At 63.0% G+C, this 18,305-nt stretch carries 20 protein-coding genes; 13 read left to right on the top strand and 7 right to left on the bottom strand.

Translation table 11 applies throughout. The annotated features are described in order from the left end of the window. The first annotated feature begins 1 nt into the window (after position 1). The 3 genes from E2A64_RS00590 (at position 2) to lpdA (ending at position 2,745) form a co-directional block, all read left to right on the top strand. Entirely contained in the window at positions 2-493 is a 492-nt protein-coding gene (locus tag E2A64_RS00590) for a hypothetical protein (RefSeq protein ID WP_133282515.1), read from the top strand. Further along, positions 490-1,242: an SDR family oxidoreductase gene (locus E2A64_RS00585; RefSeq protein WP_133282514.1), complete on the top strand. Its 753-nt coding sequence runs from the start codon at positions 490-492 to the stop codon at positions 1,240-1,242. The genes E2A64_RS00590 and E2A64_RS00585 overlap by 4 nt, the downstream gene beginning before the upstream one ends. Before the next feature lie 63 nt (positions 1,243-1,305). Then, complete coding sequence (gene lpdA, locus E2A64_RS00580; RefSeq protein ID WP_280177532.1) at positions 1,306-2,745, top strand: dihydrolipoyl dehydrogenase; 1,440 nt, start codon at positions 1,306-1,308, stop codon at positions 2,743-2,745. 117 nt (positions 2,746-2,862) lie between these two features. Here the strand turns inward: lpdA and E2A64_RS00575 are convergent, their stop codons facing one another. Beyond that, positions 2,863-3,072: a hypothetical protein gene (locus E2A64_RS00575; RefSeq protein WP_133282512.1), complete on the bottom strand. Its 210-nt coding sequence runs from the start codon at positions 3,070-3,072 to the stop codon at positions 2,863-2,865. A gap of 186 nt (positions 3,073-3,258) precedes the next feature. On the opposite strand from E2A64_RS00575, the gene E2A64_RS00570 reads away from it, so the two are divergent. Then, the gene (locus tag E2A64_RS00570) at positions 3,259-3,762 is read left to right on the top strand and encodes a cytochrome b (RefSeq protein ID WP_133282511.1); all 504 of its coding nucleotides are present in this window, start codon (positions 3,259-3,261) and stop codon (positions 3,760-3,762) included. 3 nt (positions 3,763-3,765) lie between these two features. Here the strand turns inward: E2A64_RS00570 and E2A64_RS00565 are convergent, their stop codons facing one another. Together E2A64_RS00565 and E2A64_RS00560 are read right to left on the bottom strand one after the other, a co-directional pair. Then, positions 3,766-4,854, bottom strand: a complete 1,089-nt coding sequence (locus tag E2A64_RS00565; protein WP_244598101.1) for a TraB/GumN family protein — start codon at positions 4,852-4,854, stop codon at positions 3,766-3,768. A gap of 124 nt (positions 4,855-4,978) precedes the next feature. Then, a complete protein-coding gene (locus E2A64_RS00560; protein ID WP_133282510.1) occupies positions 4,979-5,914 on the bottom strand; it encodes a tyrosine recombinase XerC in 936 nt (311 codons plus the stop codon). 162 nt (positions 5,915-6,076) lie between these two features. On the opposite strand from E2A64_RS00560, the gene E2A64_RS00555 reads away from it, so the two are divergent. After that, a complete protein-coding gene (locus E2A64_RS00555) occupies positions 6,077-7,000 on the top strand; it encodes a GNAT family N-acetyltransferase (RefSeq protein ID WP_133282509.1) in 924 nt (307 codons plus the stop codon). Between the two features lie 81 nt (positions 7,001-7,081). Here E2A64_RS00555 and fsa read toward each other — a convergent pair whose 3' ends face one another. After that, on the bottom strand, positions 7,082-7,735 hold the full coding sequence (gene fsa, locus E2A64_RS00550) for a fructose-6-phosphate aldolase (protein ID WP_133282508.1): 654 nt from the start codon (positions 7,733-7,735) through the stop codon (positions 7,082-7,084). A 94-nt stretch (positions 7,736-7,829) separates the two neighbouring features. Between fsa and E2A64_RS00545 the strand changes: the two genes are divergently transcribed. After that, positions 7,830-10,034 (top strand): primosomal protein N', encoded by a 2,205-nt coding sequence (locus tag E2A64_RS00545; RefSeq protein WP_133282507.1) that lies wholly within the window; start codon positions 7,830-7,832, stop codon positions 10,032-10,034. A 100-nt stretch (positions 10,035-10,134) separates the two neighbouring features. Here the strand turns inward: E2A64_RS00545 and E2A64_RS00540 are convergent, their stop codons facing one another. After that, a complete protein-coding gene (locus E2A64_RS00540; RefSeq protein WP_133282506.1) occupies positions 10,135-10,374 on the bottom strand; it encodes a DUF2061 domain-containing protein in 240 nt (79 codons plus the stop codon). A 144-nt stretch (positions 10,375-10,518) separates the two neighbouring features. Between E2A64_RS00540 and E2A64_RS00535 the strand changes: the two genes are divergently transcribed. The 7 genes from E2A64_RS00535 to E2A64_RS00505 all read left to right on the top strand — a co-directional run bounded on the left by E2A64_RS00535 (position 10,519) and on the right by E2A64_RS00505 (position 17,176). Continuing rightward, positions 10,519-11,391 carry a helix-turn-helix domain-containing protein gene (locus tag E2A64_RS00535; RefSeq protein ID WP_133282505.1) on the top strand — a complete coding sequence of 291 codons (873 nt, stop codon included), beginning with the start codon at positions 10,519-10,521 and terminating at the stop codon, positions 11,389-11,391. Between the two features lie 66 nt (positions 11,392-11,457). Then, positions 11,458-11,847: an AGROH133_08824 family phage infection protein gene (locus tag E2A64_RS00530; RefSeq protein ID WP_133282504.1), complete on the top strand. Its 390-nt coding sequence runs from the start codon at positions 11,458-11,460 to the stop codon at positions 11,845-11,847. Positions 11,848-12,107: 260 nt separating this feature from the next. Further along, complete coding sequence (locus tag E2A64_RS00525) at positions 12,108-12,668, top strand: F0F1 ATP synthase subunit delta (protein WP_133282503.1); 561 nt, start codon at positions 12,108-12,110, stop codon at positions 12,666-12,668. Beyond that, positions 12,668-14,197, top strand: a complete 1,530-nt coding sequence (atpA, locus tag E2A64_RS00520) for a F0F1 ATP synthase subunit alpha (protein WP_133282502.1) — start codon at positions 12,668-12,670, stop codon at positions 14,195-14,197. The genes E2A64_RS00525 and atpA overlap by 1 nt, the downstream gene beginning before the upstream one ends. A gap of 28 nt (positions 14,198-14,225) precedes the next feature. Then, on the top strand, positions 14,226-15,110 hold the full coding sequence (locus E2A64_RS00515) for a F0F1 ATP synthase subunit gamma (RefSeq protein ID WP_133282501.1): 885 nt from the start codon (positions 14,226-14,228) through the stop codon (positions 15,108-15,110). A gap of 24 nt (positions 15,111-15,134) precedes the next feature. Further along, complete coding sequence (gene atpD, locus E2A64_RS00510) at positions 15,135-16,667, top strand: F0F1 ATP synthase subunit beta (protein WP_133282500.1); 1,533 nt, start codon at positions 15,135-15,137, stop codon at positions 16,665-16,667. 101 nt (positions 16,668-16,768) lie between these two features. Beyond that, positions 16,769-17,176: a F0F1 ATP synthase subunit epsilon gene (locus E2A64_RS00505; RefSeq protein ID WP_133282499.1), complete on the top strand. Its 408-nt coding sequence runs from the start codon at positions 16,769-16,771 to the stop codon at positions 17,174-17,176. Between the two features lie 62 nt (positions 17,177-17,238). On the opposite strand, the gene E2A64_RS00500 is transcribed toward E2A64_RS00505, so the two are convergent. Then, on the bottom strand, positions 17,239-17,754 hold the full coding sequence (locus tag E2A64_RS00500) for a GNAT family N-acetyltransferase (RefSeq protein WP_158285651.1): 516 nt from the start codon (positions 17,752-17,754) through the stop codon (positions 17,239-17,241). Beyond that, positions 17,754-18,290 carry an RNA pyrophosphohydrolase gene (locus E2A64_RS00495; protein WP_133282497.1) on the bottom strand — a complete coding sequence of 179 codons (537 nt, stop codon included), beginning with the start codon at positions 18,288-18,290 and terminating at the stop codon, positions 17,754-17,756. The genes E2A64_RS00500 and E2A64_RS00495 overlap by 1 nt, the downstream gene beginning before the upstream one ends. Positions 18,291-18,305 lie beyond the last annotated feature (15 nt).

Raw genomic sequence — 18,305 nt, 5'->3', positions numbered from 1 at the left:
GATGGCGAACGGTGGGCATATCGTTCTTGCGGCCGGTCTCGCCTTTGCCCTCGCCGGGACGCCGGCCGTCGCGGCCTGTCCGCAGGAACTCGCGGTCTATGAGGGTGCCGACGGCAGCGGGGCACTCGAATTTGCCGGCGGCGGCGCCGGCATGTTGTCGGAGATGCGCCTTCTCTATGACGGTGTCGAGCCGGTCACGGCCTATCTGAGCCATGACGAAGTGCATGACCGAACCGAGGCCATGATCCCCCTCAACTGTCCGGAAGGCGATGTGACGGGCGACGAGCTTGCCGCCTGCCTGGTCTATCAGGGCACGGTCTATTCCATCGACGCGGACAGCGTCGGGCTGCTTCCTCATCCTGGCGAGGCCGCCGCAGCGCAGATATTCCTGCCGAACCTGTTGCCGGCGCTGTGGGAAAATCCGCAATTCGGGGATGCGGGTCCGAAAGAGCCGCCGGCGGAAATCTTCAAGCTGTCGGGTTGTCAGGAATGAGCGGTGCACGCACACTTCTGGTGACCGGCGGTTCGCGCGGCATCGGCGCCGCGATCTGCCGCAAGGCCGCCGATGACGGCTGGCGGGTGGCGGTGAACTACGTCTCCAATGACGCCGCCGCCGCAAAGGTCGTGGCAGACATCGAGGCGAAGGGTGGCGAAGCCTTTGCGGTGAAGGGCGATCTCGGCTCGGAAGAGGACATCCTGTCGATTTACAAGGCGATCGACGATCGCTGGGGCCGGATCGACGGGCTCGTCAACAATGCGGGTGTGCTGGGTGACAAGGCCCGTGTCGAGGATTTCGATGCCGCCCGTATCGAGCGCACCATGCGGGTCAACGTGACGGGGCTGATCCTGTGCTCGCGCGAGGCGGTGCGGCGCATGTCGACCCGCTTCGGCGGCAGGGGTGGGGCGATCGTCAATATTTCCTCGGTAGCAGCCCGGCTCGGCAGCGCCGACGAATATGTCGATTACGCCGCCTCGAAGGCCGCGGTCGATACCTTCACGCGCGGCCTTGCGCTGGAAGTCGCCGAGGACGGCATACGGGTGAATTCGGTGCGCCCCGGCACCACATATACCGATATCCATGCGAGCGGCGGCCAGCCTGACCGGCCGGAGCGCGTGCGTGGCGCGGTGCCGATGAAACGGATCGGGGAGCCGGAGGAGATCGCCGACGGCGTGATCTATCTGCTGTCGGATCGGGCAAGTTACGTGACCGGAACCTTTCTCGAGGTATCCGGCGGGCGATAGAAATTGCGGGATGCGGGTCGCGCATCCCCGAAACAAGATCGATGAAGGGCGCGGAAGAGACTTCTGCGTTCGGCGAGCGAAAGGGAAAAGACAATGGCTTATGATGTCGTCGTTATCGGATCGGGACCGGGTGGATATGTGTGTGCGGTCAAGGCTGCTCAGCTCGGTCTGAAAGTGGCGGTGATCGAAAAGCGCGCCACCTATGGCGGCACATGCCTGAATATCGGCTGCATTCCGTCCAAGGCGCTGCTGCATGCGTCCGAAATGTTCGAGCAGGCTGCCCACAACCTGCCCGATCTCGGTGTGAAGGTCGGCAAGCCGGAACTCGACCTCAAGGCGATGATGGCGCACAAGGACGCGACCGTGAAGTCGAACGTCGACGGCGTGGCCTTCCTCTTCAAGAAGAACAAGATCGACGGGATCATCGGTACCGGCAAGCTGGTCGGTCAGGGCAAGGTGGAAGTGACCGATGCCGACGGCAAGACCTCGACCGTCGAAGGCAAGAACATCATCATCGCCACCGGATCCGATGTCGCGGGCATTCCGGGCGTCGATGTCGATATCGACGAGAAGACGATCGTCTCCTCGACCGGTGCGATCGCACTCGACAAGGTGCCGGAAAAGATGGTGGTCGTCGGTGGCGGCGTGATCGGCCTCGAACTGGGTTCGGTCTGGGCGCGTCTCGGCGCCAAGGTGACCGTCGTCGAATATCTCGACAAGATCCTGGGCGGCATGGATGGCGAGGTCTCCAAGCAGTTCCAGCGCATGCTCGCCAAGCAGGGCATGGACTTCAAGCTCGGCGCCAAGGTCACCGGTGTCGAAAAGAACGGCAAGAAGGGTGCGAAGGTCACGTTCGAGCCGGTGAAGGGCGGTGACGCCGAAACCATCGATGCCGACATCGTGCTGATCTCGACCGGTCGCAAGCCCTATACTGCGGGCCTGGGCCTCGAAGAAGCCGGCGTGGTCCTCGACGAGCGCGGCCGGGTGCGCACCGACCATCACTACCAGACCAATGTCTCCGGCGTTTACGCCATCGGCGACGTGATCGCCGGGCCGATGCTCGCTCACAAGGCCGAGGACGAAGGCGTGGCACTTGCCGAAATTCTCGCCGGCCAGGCGGGACACGTGAACTACGACGTCATTCCGAGCGTGGTCTATACGAGCCCGGAAGTGGCCTCCGTCGGCAAGACCGAGGAAGAGCTCAAGGAAGCCGGCGTGAAATACAAGGTCGGCAAGTTCCCGTTCTCCGCCAATGGCCGGGCGCGCGCCATGCTCGCAACCGACGGCTTCGTGAAGTTCCTGGCCGATGCCGAGACCGACCGTGTCCTGGGCTGCCACATCGTCGGCGTCGGTGCCGGCGAGATGATCCACGAAGTGGCCGTGCTGATGGAATTCGGCGGTTCGTCGGAAGATCTGGGTCGCACCTGCCACGCTCACCCGACCATGAGCGAAGCCGTGCGCGAGGCAGCCCTCGCGACCTTCGCCAAGCCGATCCACATGTGATCGGCAAGCCGGCGCACGACTTTTGCGTCGACGGGCAAGAAAAAACCGCGTCCCGGCAAGACCGTTCGGGGCGCGGTTTTCGTTTCGGGGCCGGAGAGGCTGTGGCCCCGGTGTAGGTTAGTCGGAAACCGGTCTGGAGGTCGCCCCGGTCGCTTCATTTTCCGGAATACTGGCGGTGGCTTCCATGTCGAGACTGTCGGGCACCGTCATGGTCCGAGCGACTTCGACGGGTGCTTCCGACTGGGCCATCCGGTCGTGACCGCACATGGCGAATGCGGGCGCGGTTGCGAGACCGAGAGCGGCAAGCGATACGAGGACGGTCTTCATCGAGATCTCCTTTCGCTGGTTGCACGGCAAAAGCTACAAGAACGAAGGAGATGCGCAATTCACATTTCGGTGTGAGCTGTGGCGGTCCGGCGGGTTAAATCTACGTAATGTGCAGGATTTCCCGTTGTCGGCCCCGTTCGGCAGGTCTACCAATTCGGTACCCGCCGGCTTTCGAGGTGTCTGAATATGACGAAATCGCCGACCATGTCCTACTCCATCTTGCAGCGCGTCCTCCACTGGGCCATGGCGCTGCTGATCTTCTTCAACCTGCTGTTCACCGACGGGATCGAACAGTGGAACCGCATTTCAAAGCGCGGCGGCGAACTGGCGGCTAGCGATGCGTTCAGCGCCAATATTCACGCCTATGTCGGGATATCGATCCTGGCCTTGGCGGTACTGCGGCTGATCCTGCGCAAGGTGCAGGGTGTTCCGCCCGAACAGGCGGAGGAACCGGCCATTGCGCGGCTTGCGGCGAAGGTCACCCACGCCCTGTTGTATCTGATGTTCTTCATCATGCCGCTGAGCGGCATCGCGCGCTACTATTTCGACGTCGACACGGCGGGAGAGCTGCATGCGGAGGTGTTCAAGGTGATCCTCTGGGCGCTGATCGCCGTCCACATCGCCGGCGCGCTGGCGCAGCGCTTCTACTTCAGGACGGATTCGCTGAAACGGATGACGAGCGGGGTCTGACCCTCACTCGACGAGGGTAACCTCGTAGCCGTCCTTCCGGAGAAGGGCGACGACACCTTCTTTGCCGGGCAGGTGCAGCGCGCCAACGGCGATGAAGGCAGCGCCGTCTTCGAGGATGGGGGCGGCGCGCTCCGCCATGACATGATTGCGCATGCGGATGATGCGATCCTCGAACTGGGCATAGCCTTCTGCCTCCTCGTCGAGATCTTCCGGCGAGGCGGCGGTGATGACCGGCATGATCATGGCGATATCGCCCTGGAGGTAGAGATCGGTCATCGTCGCCATGATGTCGGGCATCAGGTCGCCGAGCTTGATGGTTTCCACCAGACCCTGGACATGGAACTCCATCGGCAGGCTGTTCATGGCTTCCAGTTGCTCGCCGATCGATTCCAGACCCTTGAGATCCTTGCCTTCGGCCTTGGCCCTTTCGGCGATCTTCTGGTCGAGAAAGGCGAGGCCGGCCTGCTTGTTGAGGGTTTCGCAGTCGGGCAGGGCGATCATGCCGGCAATCATCCACGGCTTCATCCGCGCCACCAGCGGCAAGGGAATGCCGCGGCGATCGAGCTCCGATTTCACCAGTTCCAGTTCGTTCTCGTCGAGAAGCGTATCGAGCGACGAACCGTCGGTGAACATGGTCAGTTCCGGCTTGCCGAGAAGAGCGAGCTGCGCCTTTTGCGGGTCGAGGATGTCGATCGTCTCGATGACGACCGTTCTCGACCCGTCGAAGGCCTTTTCCGCGGGCGCGGACATTTTCGTCACGCGTGGGTCGGTCACATGCATGGTGCCAAAAAGAAAAGACGGGTCAGTGCCCGCCTTTTCGATCCGCCAGAGCTTGCCATGCCCATTGGGTATGGCTTCGCCTTCGGCAATCGCTTCGGCATAACGTTCGGGCGATTCGGTCTTCAATGACTGGACGAGGCTCTTGCCCTCGCAGGCGACCGGCGCCGCGTTTGCGACACGGGGAGCAAAGAGCATCGCGCTGATGAGCGCAAAGAGCAGCAGATAGGGAAATGCGAGCGCAAAAGCGGTCACGACGTCGCGCAGCCGGAATGTGAAATACATCGGGCGGTGGTCGTTCACAGACAGTCTCATGCGCATGATCCCCATTGGTTCATCCTCGCATCCTATGACCGGATTTCGAGAGGAAAGCGTTAAGGACGCACAGTCAACACGCGGGATGGTTAGCGAATGGTTACTCCGCTCCGGGCGCAGCGGCTCAGGCGCGCGGATGGGCGCGGTCGTAGATCTCCAGAAGTCTTGCGCTGTCGACCCCGGTATAGACCTGCGTGGTCGAGAGGCTCGCATGGCCGAGGAGTTCCTGAATGGTGCGCAGATCCCCGCCTCCGGCCAGAAGGTGGGTGGCGAAGGAGTGCCTCAAGGCATGCGGGGTCGCCGAATCGGGGAGACCGAGAGCGCCGCGCAACAGCCGCATCTGCTTCTGCACGATCGCGGGCTGCAGCGGTCCGCCGCGCGCGCCGCGGAAAAGAGGCTCATGGCTGCCGGGCTTGAACGGCGAGAGGTCGAGATATTCATGGACGGCTTGCAGAGCCTGCGGGAGGAGCGGCACGAGCCGGGTCTTGCCGCCCTTGCCGGTGATACGCAGCGACTGCGCGCCATCCGGAAAATCGGCTGTTGTGAGGCCAAGCGCTTCGGAAATGCGCAGGCCGCAACCGTAAAGAAGCGTGAGCACGGCCGCATCGCGGGCGGCGATCCACGGTTCGGACGCCATTTGCTCCCGGGCGTCGATCACCCGGAGCGCGGCATCGGCGGACAGCGGCTTGGGCAGCGATTTCGGCTGCTTCGGTGCGCGCATGGCAAACACACCCGCCGCATTGGCGAGGCCGCGCTTTTCGAGATGTCTGAGAAACGAGCGGATGCCGGCGAGACCGCGGCCCAGCGTGCGTGCGCCGGCGCCCTCGCGGCGGCGTTCGGCAAGGAAGGCGCGCATGTCGAGCGGCTTGAGATCGGCGAGATCATCGAGTTTCGCCGGTCCGCCGACATGGGTCGTCAGAAATGTGAGGAACTGGCGCAGGTCGCGTTCATAGGCCTCGACGGTCTTGACGGAGAGGCGGCGTTCATGCGCCAATTGCGCCAACCACCGCTGTTTTTCGGCGAGCACATCGGAAGCGGCAAAGATGAGCGGCGCATTCATCGGCAGACCTTCGCGGACGGGCAGTGGCCCGCACCCATTGACAGATACCTGCAAGCTTCGCATTTACAGCTTATCGGGCGGTAAACGGCGGGCGGAACTCATTGACGTCATGCTAGTTTCACAATCCGCTGTAATAGAGCGTCGAGCCCCAAGGGAGCTTTCATGACGAGTCGGCGACCGACCTTTACCGAAGCGATTGCCCAGGTCTCCTTCGGGTGTCCCGGTCATATCATCGACCAGCTGATCACCGAGCGCGGCGAACGGCTGGTGCGCAATCCGGCATGGCCCGTTCTCCGTCCCTTCCTCTATTCGCTCTTCAAGTACCGTCAGGCTATCGAGCTGGCCGACGAGCTGGCCGGCAAGTCCGGCTTCGATGCCTTCGCCTGCCTTTCCGACCTTCTCGATCTCGAAATCCAGGTGCGTCACGCCGATCGCATTCCACGCGAGGGCGGCTTCCTGATGGTGCCGAATCACCCGACGGGAATCGCCGACGGGGTCGCGGTCTTCGATCTTCTCAAGTCGATCCGCCCGGACATGATGTTCTTCGCCAACCGCGATGCGATCCGGGTCAATCCGCGGTTTTCCGAGATGATCATTCCAGTGGAGTGGCGGCAGGAGCACAAGACCCGCGGCAAGGCGCGCGAGACGCTGGTTCTGACCAATCGCGCAGTGCAGGAAGGCAAGGCGACCGTTCTGTTTCCATCAGGCCGCATCGCCTACTGGCACGAGGGCAAGCTCACCGAGCGCCCCTGGAAGATTTCGGCGGTCAGCCTGGCGCGCAAGCATAATCTCACGGTCGTGCCCGTTCACGTGGTGTCGCGCAATTCCGGCCTCTTCTACTGGCTGGCCAAGCACTCGACCGAACTGAGGGACATGACGATCTTCCACGAGCTTCTCAACAAGAAGCGGCAGACCTTCTCCTTCACCATCGGTCATCCGATCTCGCCCGACGACCTCGACGGTGATCCCAACGAGGTGACCAAGGCGCTCGAGGATCATACGGTTCACGCGCTTGCCGCCGACAGCGATGTCCGTTTCGAGCCCGTGGCCGTGGCCGAAGAGGCCGCAAAGCAGGCTGCGGAATAGCCGTCACCTGAGTTCCGGACAAACAAAAACGCCCGCCTTCTTTCGAGGGCGGGCGTATTGCTTGTCTGACTGCCGGAGGTGTCAGCCGATCTTCTGGCCGGTCTTCTTCCAGTCGGCGAGGAAGGCTTCGAGGCCCTTGTCGGTCAGCGGATGCTTGACCAGCGAACGGATGGTCGCCGGCGGCACGGTCGCGACGTCGGCGCCGATGAGGGCGGCTTCCTTGACGTGGTTGACGGTGCGGATCGAGGCCGCGAGAATTTCGGTCTCGAAACCGTAATTGTCGTAGATCACGCGGATTTCGCGGATCAGGTCCATGCCGTCGATCGCCATGTCGTCGAGACGACCGATGAAGGGCGAAATGAAGGTCGCGCCGGCCTTGGCGGCGAGAAGGGCCTGGTTGGCCGAGAAGCAGAGCGTGACGTTGACCGCATGGCCTTCGCCGGAAAGCGTGCGGCAGGCGCGCAGGCCGTCCAGCGTCAGCGGCAGCTTGATGCAGATATTGTCTGCGATCTTGGCAAGCACCTTGCCCTCACGGATCATCTCGTCATATTCCGTCGCAGCCACTTCGGCGGAAACCGGTCCATCGACGATGTCGCAGATTTCCTTGGTGACTTCGGTGATGTCGCGGCCGGATTTGAGGATGAGCGAGGGGTTGGTGGTCACGCCGTCGATCAGCCCCAGTTCCGAGAGTTCGCGAATGTCTTTCACGTCGGCTGTGTCGACAAAGAATTTCATGTTTGACTCCCTGGGTGCGGATGCCGGGCCAAGCCCGGGTCGGTATCTCTTTGCGGCTTTCCTTTAGACCAAAGCGCGGGCAAGGTCACGGTATATGGGAAAAGATTCGCAACAATTGCTCGATCTGCCGGGTGGAGAGGTTTCCGTGCCTGTCCTGGTGCCGACGCCGCTCGACCGCGCCTTCAGTTACGCCGTGCCGCAAGGTCAACATGTCGCGCCCGGCCAGATTGTCCAGATCCCCCTCGGTCCCCGAAAGGTTGCGGGTGTCGTCTGGGACGGCGAGGCCGACATCGTCGACCCGAAGAAGCTCCGGCCCATCGAACTGGTGTTCGACTGTCCGCCACTCGACAAATCGATGCGCAGCTTTATCGACTGGGTGTCGCGCTACACCCTGTCGCCGCCGGGTTACGTTGCCCGCATGGCGCTGCGTGCGCCGGCCGCCTTCGAGCCCGAGCCGCCGGTCCAGGCGTTGCGGCTGACGGACATGCGGCCCGAGCGCCTGACCACGGCGCGCGAACGGGTGATCGAGCAGGCTTCCGACGGTTTTGCCTGGACGAAATCCGGTCTGGCGCACGCCGCCGGCGTTTCGGCGAGCGTGGTCGACGGGCTGGTGACGCAAGGAGTTTTCGAGCCGGTGCAGATGCCGCCGCCTCCGGTGGTGGCTCCTCCGGACCCCGACTATGCCCGGGCCGAGCTCTCGCGCGATCAGGCCGCGGCGGGCGCTCTCCTCCGCGAGGACGTCGAGGCCGGCGGCTTCAAGCCGACGCTGCTCGATGGCGTGACCGGTTCGGGCAAGACCGAAGTCTATTTCGAGGCGGTGGCGGAAGCCGTGCGCCAGGGCCGGCAGGTGCTGATCCTGCTTCCCGAAATCGCGCTCACTTCTGCGTTTCTCGACCGCTTCCACGGCCGGTTCGGCTCCAAGCCGGCGGAATGGCATTCCGAGATGGCGCCGCGGATGCGCGAGAAGGTCTGGCGGCAGGTCATCACCGGCGAGGTCAAGGTGGTGGCGGGCGCGCGTTCGGCGCTGTTCCTGCCGTTCAAGGATCTCGGCCTCATCATCGTCGACGAGGAGCACGACCCCGCCTACAAGCAGGAAGACCGGACCTTCTACAATGCGCGCGACATGGCGGTGGTGCGCGCCCATATCGCCCAGGTCCCGATCGTGCTGGCGTCTGCCACGCCGTCCATCGAGAGCCGGGTGAATGCCCAGTCGGGACGCTATGAGCACCTGAAGCTCCACGCCCGTTTCGCCGAGGCCGCATTGCCGGATCTCAGGCTTGTCGACATGCGCACCCATCCGCCAAAACGCGGCGGGTTCCTCTCCCCTGTCCTGCTTGACGCCATCGGCAAGACGCTCGGGCGCGAGGAGCAGTCGCTGCTGTTTCTCAATCGCCGCGGTTATGCGCCGCTGACGCTATGCCGGGTCTGCGGGCACCGGTTCCAGTGCCCCGACTGTTCGAGTTGGCTCGTCGAGCACCGCTTCCGCAACCAGCTCCAGTGCCATCATTGCGGCCACGGCGAGCCGGTGCCGCAGGCCTGTCCCGAATGCGGAACGCTCGATCACCTGGTCGCCTGCGGCCCGGGGATCGAACGGATCGCCGAGGAAGTCGACAGTCATTTCCCCGAGGCGCGGACCATCGTCCTGTCATCGGACATGGCGGGCGGGACGAAGCGGCTGAGGATCGAGCTCGAGGCCATTGCCAAGGGCGAGGCCGACATCATCATCGGCACCCAGCTCGTGGCCAAGGGACATAACTTCCCGAAGATGACGCTGGTGGGTGTGGTCGATGCCGATCTGGGGCTTGCCAATGGCGATCCCCGTGCAGCGGAACGGACCTACCAGCTTCTGAGCCAGGTGACGGGCCGCGCGGGCCGCACCGGCCTGAAAAGTCATGGCCTGATCCAGACCTACCAGCCGGCACATCCGGTGATGCAGGCCATCGTTTCGGGCGATCCGGAGGCGTTCTACGAACGTGAGGCCGATGAGCGGCGGCGGGCGATCCTGCCGCCCTTCGGGCGCCTTGCCGCGGTCATCGTGTCGGCGGCGACGCGGCCGGAGGCCGAACAGCATGCGCGCGGATTGAGAAATGCCGCGCCGACGGGAACCGCGATCTCGATCCTCGGTCCGGCGGAAGCGCCGCTGGCGCTCATTCGCGGACGCTACCGTTTCCGTCTGCTGGTGCACGGCGACAAGTCCGCCGATCTTCAGTCCTATCTCCGCGCCATGCTGGCGGCCGGGCCGAAAATGCGCGGATCGGTGCAGGTGCAGGTGGATATCGATCCCCAGAGTTTCCTCTAGAGCAGTCCCGGGCTTTTGACGAAATCGGCAAAACCCGGGATGCGCAGCTGAACTCTGTCGCCTGTTGAGGCTGGCCGTCCGCGCCCGAAGGCGAAGCGGCCTAGGCTTCGATGCCCCCTTCGACCTGCGCCGATCCGCGCTCGCCGCGTCCCCACCCGACAAGATCCCAGATGCGTTCGTGGATGATGAAGAAGATCATGCCGCTGGCCGCGGTGGTGAGCGCCAGCGACAGCGCGTTGCCGATCGAGCCCGTATAGAGCCAGGCAAATAGGCTGGTGGTGAAAAGGCCCAATGCCTGCCAGGAAACGGCTTTGACACAGGTTCTCGTTTTCGATTCCATTTATCGGTCCTGAAAAATTGCGCGGTCGCGCAGTGGCGGAATGACCGAGAGATACGCCTGTTTTTGGATCGCCGGAATTCTGTATCTTTGCATCGAAAAGTCCTCTTCATTGACAAAACTCGGCAGATGAGGATTTTTGTCCTCATGAGGAAAGAAGATCGCGCAGACCTGTTTCGTACCCGGCTCAACCAGCGCCTGGCGGCAAGCGGCAAGAGCCGAAGCGCGCTCGCGCGGGAAGCCGGCGTCGACCGCTCGACGATCGCGCAGCTGCTATCGGGCGACGATGTCCGGCTGCCGAATGCACATCTGGCGGCCGAGTGCGCGGCGGCGCTCGGGGTCAGCGCCGACTGGCTGCTGGGGCTCTCCGAGCGCCCGGAGCCCGCGGCGGAAGTGCTTTCGGCGAGTTTCCGCATCGCGAGTGCGCGACGGACACCGGCGGACGAGCAGATCATCGCCTGGCATCAGGAGGCGGCGGGTCACAAGATCCGCTACGTGCCGGCGACCATTCCCGACCTTCTGAAGACCGAGGCTCTCCTCGAATGGGAATATGCAGCCTTTCTCGACAAGACGCCGGAGCAGGCGCGCCGGGCCATGCGCGAGACCGTGGAATGGCTGAGGGCTCCGGGATCCGACTACGAGATCTGCGTGCCGATCGACATGATCCGATCGCTTGCCCGTGGCGAGGGATATTGGGCGGGGCTCGGCGAGGATGTGCGCGCAGCGCAGATCGATTTCATGGCGGAGCGTTGCGAGAAGCTCTATCCGTCGCTCCGGCTTTATCTCTATGACGCGAGGAAAGTCTTTTCGGCGCCGATCACGGTTTTCGGGCGGCTGCTGGCGGTTGTCTATGTGGGGCAGTTCTATCTGGTCTATCGCGAAAGCCGGCAGGTTCAGGCGCTGACCGAGCATTTCGACATTCTTGTCAGGGAATCGGAAGTCGAGGCGCGCAATGCGGGTGCCATCATTCGCGGTTTCATGGACGAGGATCGGGGCAGTCGCCCGGGCGCGCAGGCTTGACCGCCGGATGACGAAACCCAGTTTACGTGCGGACGCGGCAGGGCGCTGCGCCGAAGGAGGAAAGACATGATCGAATTCTACTGGCCGTCGAGCGCGGGTGAATGGCTTGCCTGGACGTCGGCCGCCATCACCATCTTCTTCGGTCTGCTTCTCCTGTTCGCGCCGCGATTGTCCTACCGCATCATGCGGATCACCACCGAACCCGAACATCCCGAAGCCGTGTCCGAGGGCAGGGCGACGATGGCGGGCTTCTATCTCGGGGTCGGTATCTGCGCGATGCTGTTTGCCCAGCCTCTTCTCTACATGGCGCTCGGCGCCGGGTGGGCCTTCACCGCCTTCGGCCGGCTGGTCTCGATATTTCTCGACCGCGGCAACACGACATTCAACTGGATTTCGATAACGTGCGAAGCCGTGCTCGCCATCATGCCGCTCGCCTTCGTCTTCGGGCTGGTATAGGCGCGCGAACGACCGTCAGGCGCAACCCTCGGGCGCGAGCGGCTCCGGCAATCGGCAATTCAGCCTAAAGCAGGGCGGATAAGCTGCCTTGCGCGTGTTGCGAGTCCTTCCGCACTATGCTAGACGAACCGCGAAATTTGGGAATTGGCGGCCTGCCGGTCGTGACTACTCAAAAAAACGATTAATAATTTCAAGAGTTTGCAAACGGATGCCGAATCCAGTTGCAAGGTCTTGAGTTCAGATGAGGGACAAACACGCCCGTGGCCGAAAAATCCCAGCGAATTTCCGGTGTCGCCGAACGTTACGCCTCCTCGCTTTACGAGCTTGCGAGTGCTGCCAAGTCGGTTGACGCCGTTGGCAAGGATCTCGACCTGTTTTCCTCGATCATCGAGGGCAACGATGAACTCAAGCGGCTGGTCTCCAGCCCGGTCTTCGCGTCTTCCGAGCAGCTCGGCGCCGTTGCCGCTCTCGCCGAAAAGTCGAAGATCGGCGAACTCGCCGGCAACTTCCTGAAAGTCGTGGCGCGCAACCGCCGGCTCCAGAGCCTGTCGGAAATCGTCGCCGCCTATCACGAGATCACTGCGCGCGAACGCGGTGAGGCGACTGCCTATGTGCAGACCGCCCGCCCGCTGACGGCCGCGCAGGAAAAAGAACTCGCCGCGACGCTTTCGAGCGCCACCGGCAAGAAGATCGCGACCCGCGTGACCGTCGACCCCGCCCTTCTCGGCGGAATGATCGTCCAGGTCGGTTCGCGCCAGATCGATACATCGCTTCGCACGAAGCTTTCCACGCTTAAGCACGCACTCAAAGAGGTTGGCTGATGGATATCCGCGCGGCGGAAATTTCCGCAATTCTCAAAGACCAGATCAAGAATTTCGGCAAGGAAGCCGAAGTTTCCGAAGTCGGTCAGGTTCTGTCCGTCGGTGACGGTATTGCCCGTGTCTACGGTCTCGACAACGTCCAGGCGGGCGAAATGGTCGAGTTCCCGGGCGGCATCATGGGCATGGCCCTCAACCTCGAAAGCGACAATGTCGGCGTGGTTATCTTCGGTGCCGACCGCGACATCAAAGAGGGTGACACCGTCAAGCGGACCGGTTCCATCGTGGACGTTCCGATCGGTCCGGAACTGCTCGGCCGCGTGGTCGACGGTCTCGGCAACCCGATCGACGGCAAGGGCCCGATCAAGGCCAAGAAGCGTGCCCGCGTGGACGTCAAGGCTCCCGGCATCATGCCGCGCAAGTCGGTGCATGAGCCGATGTCGACCGGCCTGAAGGCCATCGACGCCCTGATCCCGGTCGGTCGTGGCCAGCGCGAGCTCGTCATCGGCGACCGTCAGACCGGCAAGACCGCCATCCTGCTCGACACCTTCCTCAACCAGAAGCCGATCCACGACAACGGCCCGGATGAAGACAAGCTCTACTGCGTCTACGTCGCTGTCGGCCAGAAGCGTTCGACGGTTGCCCAGTTCGTGAAGGTTCTCGAAGAGCGCGGCGCTCTCGATTATTCGATCGTCGTCGCGGCAACCGCTTCCGATCCGGCTCCGATGCAGTTCCTGGCTCCGTTTGCCGGCTGCGCCATGGGCGAATATTTCCGTGATAACGGCCAGCACGCCCTTATCGCCTACGACGACCTTTCCAAGCAGGCCGTCGCCTATCGCCAGATGTCGCTCCTGCTGCGCCGCCCGCCGGGCCGCGAAGCCTATCCGGGCGACGTCTTCTACCTTCACTCGCGCCTTCTCGAGCGCGCCGCAAAGCTCAACGAAGCCAACGGTGCCGGCTCGCTGACCGCACTCCCGGTCATCGAAACGCAGGCGAACGACGTGTCGGCCTACATTCCGACCAACGTGATCTCGATCACCGACGGTCAGATCTTCCTGGAAACGGACCTCTTCTACCAGGGTATCCGCCCGGCCGTTAACGTCGGTCTGTCGGTGTCCCGCGTGGGTTCGTCGGCACAGATCAAGGCCATGAAGCAGGTCGCAGGCTCCATTAAGGGTGAACTTGCGCAGTATCGCGAAATGGCGGCCTTCGCACAGTTCGGTTCCGACCTCGACGCTGCAACCCAGCGCCTTCTGAACCGCGGTGCCCGCCTGACCGAACTCCTCAAGCAGGCGCAGTTCTCGCCGCTGAAGACCGAGGAGCAGGTTGCGGTGATCTTCGCCGGCGTGAACGGCTATCTCGACAAGCTGCAGGTCAGCCAGGTCGGCAAGTTCGAACAGGGTCTGCTCGCCTACATGCGTGGCGAGGGCAAGGACATTCTCGAAGCGATCCGCACCGAAAAGGCGCTGACCGACGAGATCAAGTCGAAGCTGACTGACGCTCTCGACACCTACGCCAAGACCTTCGCCTGATCGAAACGACCGTTAGGACGACGTACGGATGCCTTCACTCAAGGATCTGAAAAACCGGATCGCCTCCGTCAAGGCGACGCAGAAGATCACCAAGGCCATGCAGATGGTGGCCGCGGCGAAGCTTCGGCGTGCGCAGGAGGCGGCCGAGGCCGCGCGGCCGTATTCGCAGCGGATGGCAGCGGTGATGTCGAACATCGCCCAGGCCGTCGGCGGCGGGGACGACGCACCGCGCATCATGACCGGCACCGGCAAGGACGACGTGCATCTGCTCGTCGTCGCTGCCGCGGACCGCGGTTTGTGCGGGGGCTTCAACGGACAGATCGTCCGTCTGGCCCGCGAACATGCCCGCCGCCTTCGCGCCGAGGGCAAGACGGTCAAGATCATCACCGTCGGCAAGAAGTCCTATGACCTTCTTCGCCGCGACTACAGCAGCGCCATCGTCGAACGCATCGATTTCCGCGATGTGCGCAAGATCGGTTTCGCCCAGGCGGAACAGGTCGCTGAGAAGGTCTTCGACATGTTCGAAGCCGGTGAGTTCGACGTCTGCACGCTGTTCTATTCGGAATTCAAGTCCGTCATCAGCCAGGTCCCGACTGCCCAGCAACTCATCCCGGCCGCTCCGGCGGAACAGGTAGAGGGCGAAGGCGAAGGTTCGGCGGCGGTCTACGATTACGAACCCGACGCCTCGGCGATCCTCGCCGATCTGGCGCCGCGTTCCATCAAGGTTCAGATCTTCCGCGCGTTGCTTGAAAACGTCGCCGGCGAGATGGGTGCCAAGATGTCGGCAATGGACAATGCGACCCGCAATGCGGGCGAGATGATCGACAAGCTGTCAATGAGCTACAACCGCCAGCGACAGGCCCAGATCACCAAGGAACTTATCGAAATCATTTCGGGTGCGGAAGCGCTCTAAGGAACGGACAAGAGGGTAAGAATTATGGCTAAGGCAGCTACCCCGGCAACCACGACCGCTGCGGCTAAGAAGCCCGCGGCTCGCAAGGCTCCCGCCAAGAGCGCGGCAACCAAGACCCCGGCGAAATCCGCTGCGGCATCCGGCGCAGCCGGCCGCATCTCGCAGGTCATCGGCGCCGTTGTCGACGTGAGCTTCGACGATCACCTTCCGGCGATCATGAACGCTCTGGAAACCGAAAACATGGGCTCGCGCCTCGTTCTCGAGGTTGCCCAGCACCTCGGCGAGAACACCGTGCGCACCATCGCGATGGACTCCACCGAGGGTCTGGTTCGCGGCCAGGCGGTAACCGACACCGGTTCGCCGATCTCGGTTCCGGTTGGTGACGAGACCCTGGGTCGCATCATGAACGTCATCGGCGAGCCGGTCGACGATGCGGGCCCGATCAAGACCAAGACAACCCGCGCGATCCACCAGGACGCTCCGGAATATGTCGACCAGTCGACCGAAGCCGAAATCCTCGTGACCGGCATCAAGGTCGTCGACCTTCTCGCGCCTTACGCAAAGGGCGGCAAGATCGGCCTGTTCGGCGGCGCCGGCGTGGGCAAGACCGTTCTCATCATGGAACTCATCAACAACGTCGCGAAGGCGCACGGCGGTTACTCCGTGTTCGCGGGCGTGGGTGAGCGTACCCGTGAAGGCAACGACCTTTACCACGAGATGATCGAATCCGGCGTGAACAAGGAAGGCGGCGGCGAAGGCTCTAAGGCAGCCCTCGTTTACGGCCAGATGAACGAGCCCCCCGGTGCCCGTGCCCGTGTTGCTCTCTCCGGTCTGACCGTTGCCGAGCACTTCCGCGATCAGGGCCAGGACGTGCTGTTCTTTGTGGACAACATCTTCCGCTTTACCCAGGCCGGCTCCGAAGTGTCCGCGCTTCTCGGCCGTATTCCTTCGGCCGTGGGTTACCAGCCGACGCTCGGTACCGACATGGGCGCCATGCAGGAACGCATCACCACCACCACCAAGGGTTCGATTACCTCGGTGCAGGCCGTGTACGTTCCCGCCGACGACTTGACCGACCCGGCACCGGCTTCGACCTTTGCCCACCTTGACGCAACGACCGTGCTCTCGCGTTCGATTGCCGAAAAGGGCATCTATCCGGCCGTGGACCCGCTCGACTCGACGTCGCGTATGCTCGACCCGATGATCGTCGGTGAAGAGCACTACGAAACCGCTCGCAAGGTCCAGCAGACCCTGCAGCGCTACAAGTCGCTTCAGGACATCATCGCCATTCTCGGCATGGACGAGCTGTCGGAAGAAGACAAGCTGGTCGTGGCACGCGCCCGCAAGATCGAGCGCTTCCTGTCGCAGCCGTTCTTCGTGGCCGAAGTGTTCACCGGTTCGCCGGGCAAGCTCGTCGACATCGCCGACACCATCAAGGGCTTCAAGGGCCTCGTGGAAGGTGAATACGACCACCTGCCCGAGCCGGCCTTCTACATGGTTGGCAGCATCGACGAAGCCATCGAGAAAGCCCAGAAGCTTGCCGCAGAGGCAGCTTGATTTCAGCGGGAAGCGAATAGGGAGTAGCGAATAGGGATATACGATTGGCCGGCGGGAGAAATCCACTCGCCATGCGCTATGTCGCTATTCGCTAAAATCACATGGCCAACAGCTTCAAATTCGAACTTGTCTCGCCCGAAGAGCTTCTCGTTTCGACGGAAGTCACCTCGGTCGTCGTTCCGGGTTCGGAAGGTGACATGACGGTTATGGCCGACCATGCGCCGACCATGACCACGATCCGTCCGGGCATCGTCTCCTTCACCGGTGACGAAGGCAAGGAAGAGCGCTACGTCGTTTTCGGCGGCTTCGCCGACATCCTGCCGGAAGGCTGCACGGTGCTGGCCGAGAAGGCCATCCATGTCGACGACATGAACTCCGAGATCATCAAGGAACAGATCGCGGCAGCCGAAAAGGCCGTCGAGGATGCCAAGCATGATCAGCAGGCACAGCGCGCACGCGAATTCCTCGACCAGCTGACCACGCTGGAAGGCGCAATCCTTCCGGCCTGATCACGCAGGCAGAGACAACGAGATCGATCGACGGGCCTTCGGGCCCGTTTTTCGTTTGCGGCCTAGACTTTCGAGAAGGGCTCGGGATAGACGAGCGGCCCCGACCAGCCGGCAAGCGCATCGGGCTCGAGTTCCATCGCCAGCAGGAAGGGGCCCTGCCACTCGACCACGGCGGGATCGGCGAGCTCGGAGCGGAAACCGAAGCGGCCGTAATAATTGGGCTCGCCCAGCACGAATACCGATTTCCAGCCGGCTTCGCGCGCCCGCTTCAAGCCATGCCTCACGAGCTCGGTGCCGACATACATCTCGCGAAAATCCGGATCGACGGCGAGCGGGGCGAGGGCCAGGCACCTTTCCGGGCCCTCGATGCGGCTGAACAGGAGATGCCCGACAAGGCGGCCTTCGCGGACGGCGACCAGCGAGAGTGTCTCGACCGGGCCAGCCATGAGATCGAGCGCAAGATCGGCCTCTTCCTCACGTCCGAAGGCGCGGGCCTCAAGTTCGCGGATCGCGGCATCCTCTTCGGGCGCACTGTCCCTGAAGGTGATCTGCGAAATGGCTACGCGCCCGTGCGGCATCAGATCTTTCCTTCCGCCAGATGTCCGAAGGCCTCTAGAACCTCGCGGTAGACGCCCTTCTTGAACGCGACCACCATGTCCGGCAGCCCGGCCATCTCCGTCCATTTCCAGGCATCGAACTCGGCGGAATGTCCGTCCGGCGGCGGATTTATGGCGATCTCGCTGTCGTCCCCCTCGAAGCGATAGGCGAACCAGCGCTGTTTCTGGCCGCGGAACCTGCCCTTCAACCCGATGCCGATCAGGTGATCCGGGAGATCGTATGTGATCCAGTCCGGGGCCTGCTCGATGAGCGTGACCGATTTCATGCCGGTCTCCTCGTAGAGTTCCCGCCGCGCCGCCTCTTCCCAGTCCTCGCCTTCGTCGATGCCGCCCTGGGGCATCTGCCAGAGCTGCGGGTTGCCGTCATATTCGGAGTTGTCGATGGCGCGGCGCTGCCCTACCCAGACCTGGCCATCCCTGTTCAGCACCATGACGCCGACACAGGGGCGATAGGGCAGATCCCTGGGGTCACGCGCGATCTTGTCCTTCTTGGCCACCAGCAGCCTCCCGTA

This window comes from Pseudohoeflea suaedae, assembly GCF_004354915.1.
GTDB lineage: Bacteria > Pseudomonadota > Alphaproteobacteria > Rhizobiales > Rhizobiaceae > Pseudohoeflea > Pseudohoeflea suaedae.
This window is presented reverse-complemented; position numbering and strand designations above follow the sequence as displayed.

Excerpts from the sequence above, each read along its gene's own strand:
- E2A64_RS00590 (WP_133282515.1), top strand. The coding sequence starts at position 2 with ATGGCGAACGGTGGGCATATCGTTCTTGCGGCCGGTCTCGCCTTTGCC.
- E2A64_RS00585 (WP_133282514.1), top strand. The coding sequence starts at position 490 with ATGAGCGGTGCACGCACACTTCTGGTGACCGGCGGTTCGCGCGGCATC.
- E2A64_RS00575 (WP_133282512.1), bottom strand. The coding sequence starts at position 3,072 with ATGAAGACCGTCCTCGTATCGCTTGCCGCTCTCGGTCTCGCAACCGCG.
- E2A64_RS00570 (WP_133282511.1), top strand. The coding sequence starts at position 3,259 with ATGACGAAATCGCCGACCATGTCCTACTCCATCTTGCAGCGCGTCCTC.
- E2A64_RS00565 (WP_244598101.1), bottom strand. The coding sequence starts at position 4,854 with ATGAGACTGTCTGTGAACGACCACCGCCCGATGTATTTCACATTCCGG.
- E2A64_RS00560 (WP_133282510.1), bottom strand. The coding sequence starts at position 5,914 with ATGAATGCGCCGCTCATCTTTGCCGCTTCCGATGTGCTCGCCGAAAAA.
- E2A64_RS00555 (WP_133282509.1), top strand. The coding sequence starts at position 6,077 with ATGACGAGTCGGCGACCGACCTTTACCGAAGCGATTGCCCAGGTCTCC.
- fsa (WP_133282508.1), bottom strand. The coding sequence starts at position 7,735 with ATGAAATTCTTTGTCGACACAGCCGACGTGAAAGACATTCGCGAACTC.
- E2A64_RS00545 (WP_133282507.1), top strand. The coding sequence starts at position 7,830 with ATGGGAAAAGATTCGCAACAATTGCTCGATCTGCCGGGTGGAGAGGTT.
- E2A64_RS00540 (WP_133282506.1), bottom strand. The coding sequence starts at position 10,374 with ATGGAATCGAAAACGAGAACCTGTGTCAAAGCCGTTTCCTGGCAGGCA.
- E2A64_RS00535 (WP_133282505.1), top strand. The coding sequence starts at position 10,519 with ATGAGGAAAGAAGATCGCGCAGACCTGTTTCGTACCCGGCTCAACCAG.
- E2A64_RS00530 (WP_133282504.1), top strand. The coding sequence starts at position 11,458 with ATGATCGAATTCTACTGGCCGTCGAGCGCGGGTGAATGGCTTGCCTGG.
- atpA (WP_133282502.1), top strand. The coding sequence starts at position 12,668 with ATGGATATCCGCGCGGCGGAAATTTCCGCAATTCTCAAAGACCAGATC.
- E2A64_RS00515 (WP_133282501.1), top strand. The coding sequence starts at position 14,226 with ATGCCTTCACTCAAGGATCTGAAAAACCGGATCGCCTCCGTCAAGGCG.
- atpD (WP_133282500.1), top strand. The coding sequence starts at position 15,135 with ATGGCTAAGGCAGCTACCCCGGCAACCACGACCGCTGCGGCTAAGAAG.
- E2A64_RS00505 (WP_133282499.1), top strand. The coding sequence starts at position 16,769 with ATGGCCAACAGCTTCAAATTCGAACTTGTCTCGCCCGAAGAGCTTCTC.
- E2A64_RS00500 (WP_158285651.1), bottom strand. The coding sequence starts at position 17,754 with ATGCCGCACGGGCGCGTAGCCATTTCGCAGATCACCTTCAGGGACAGT.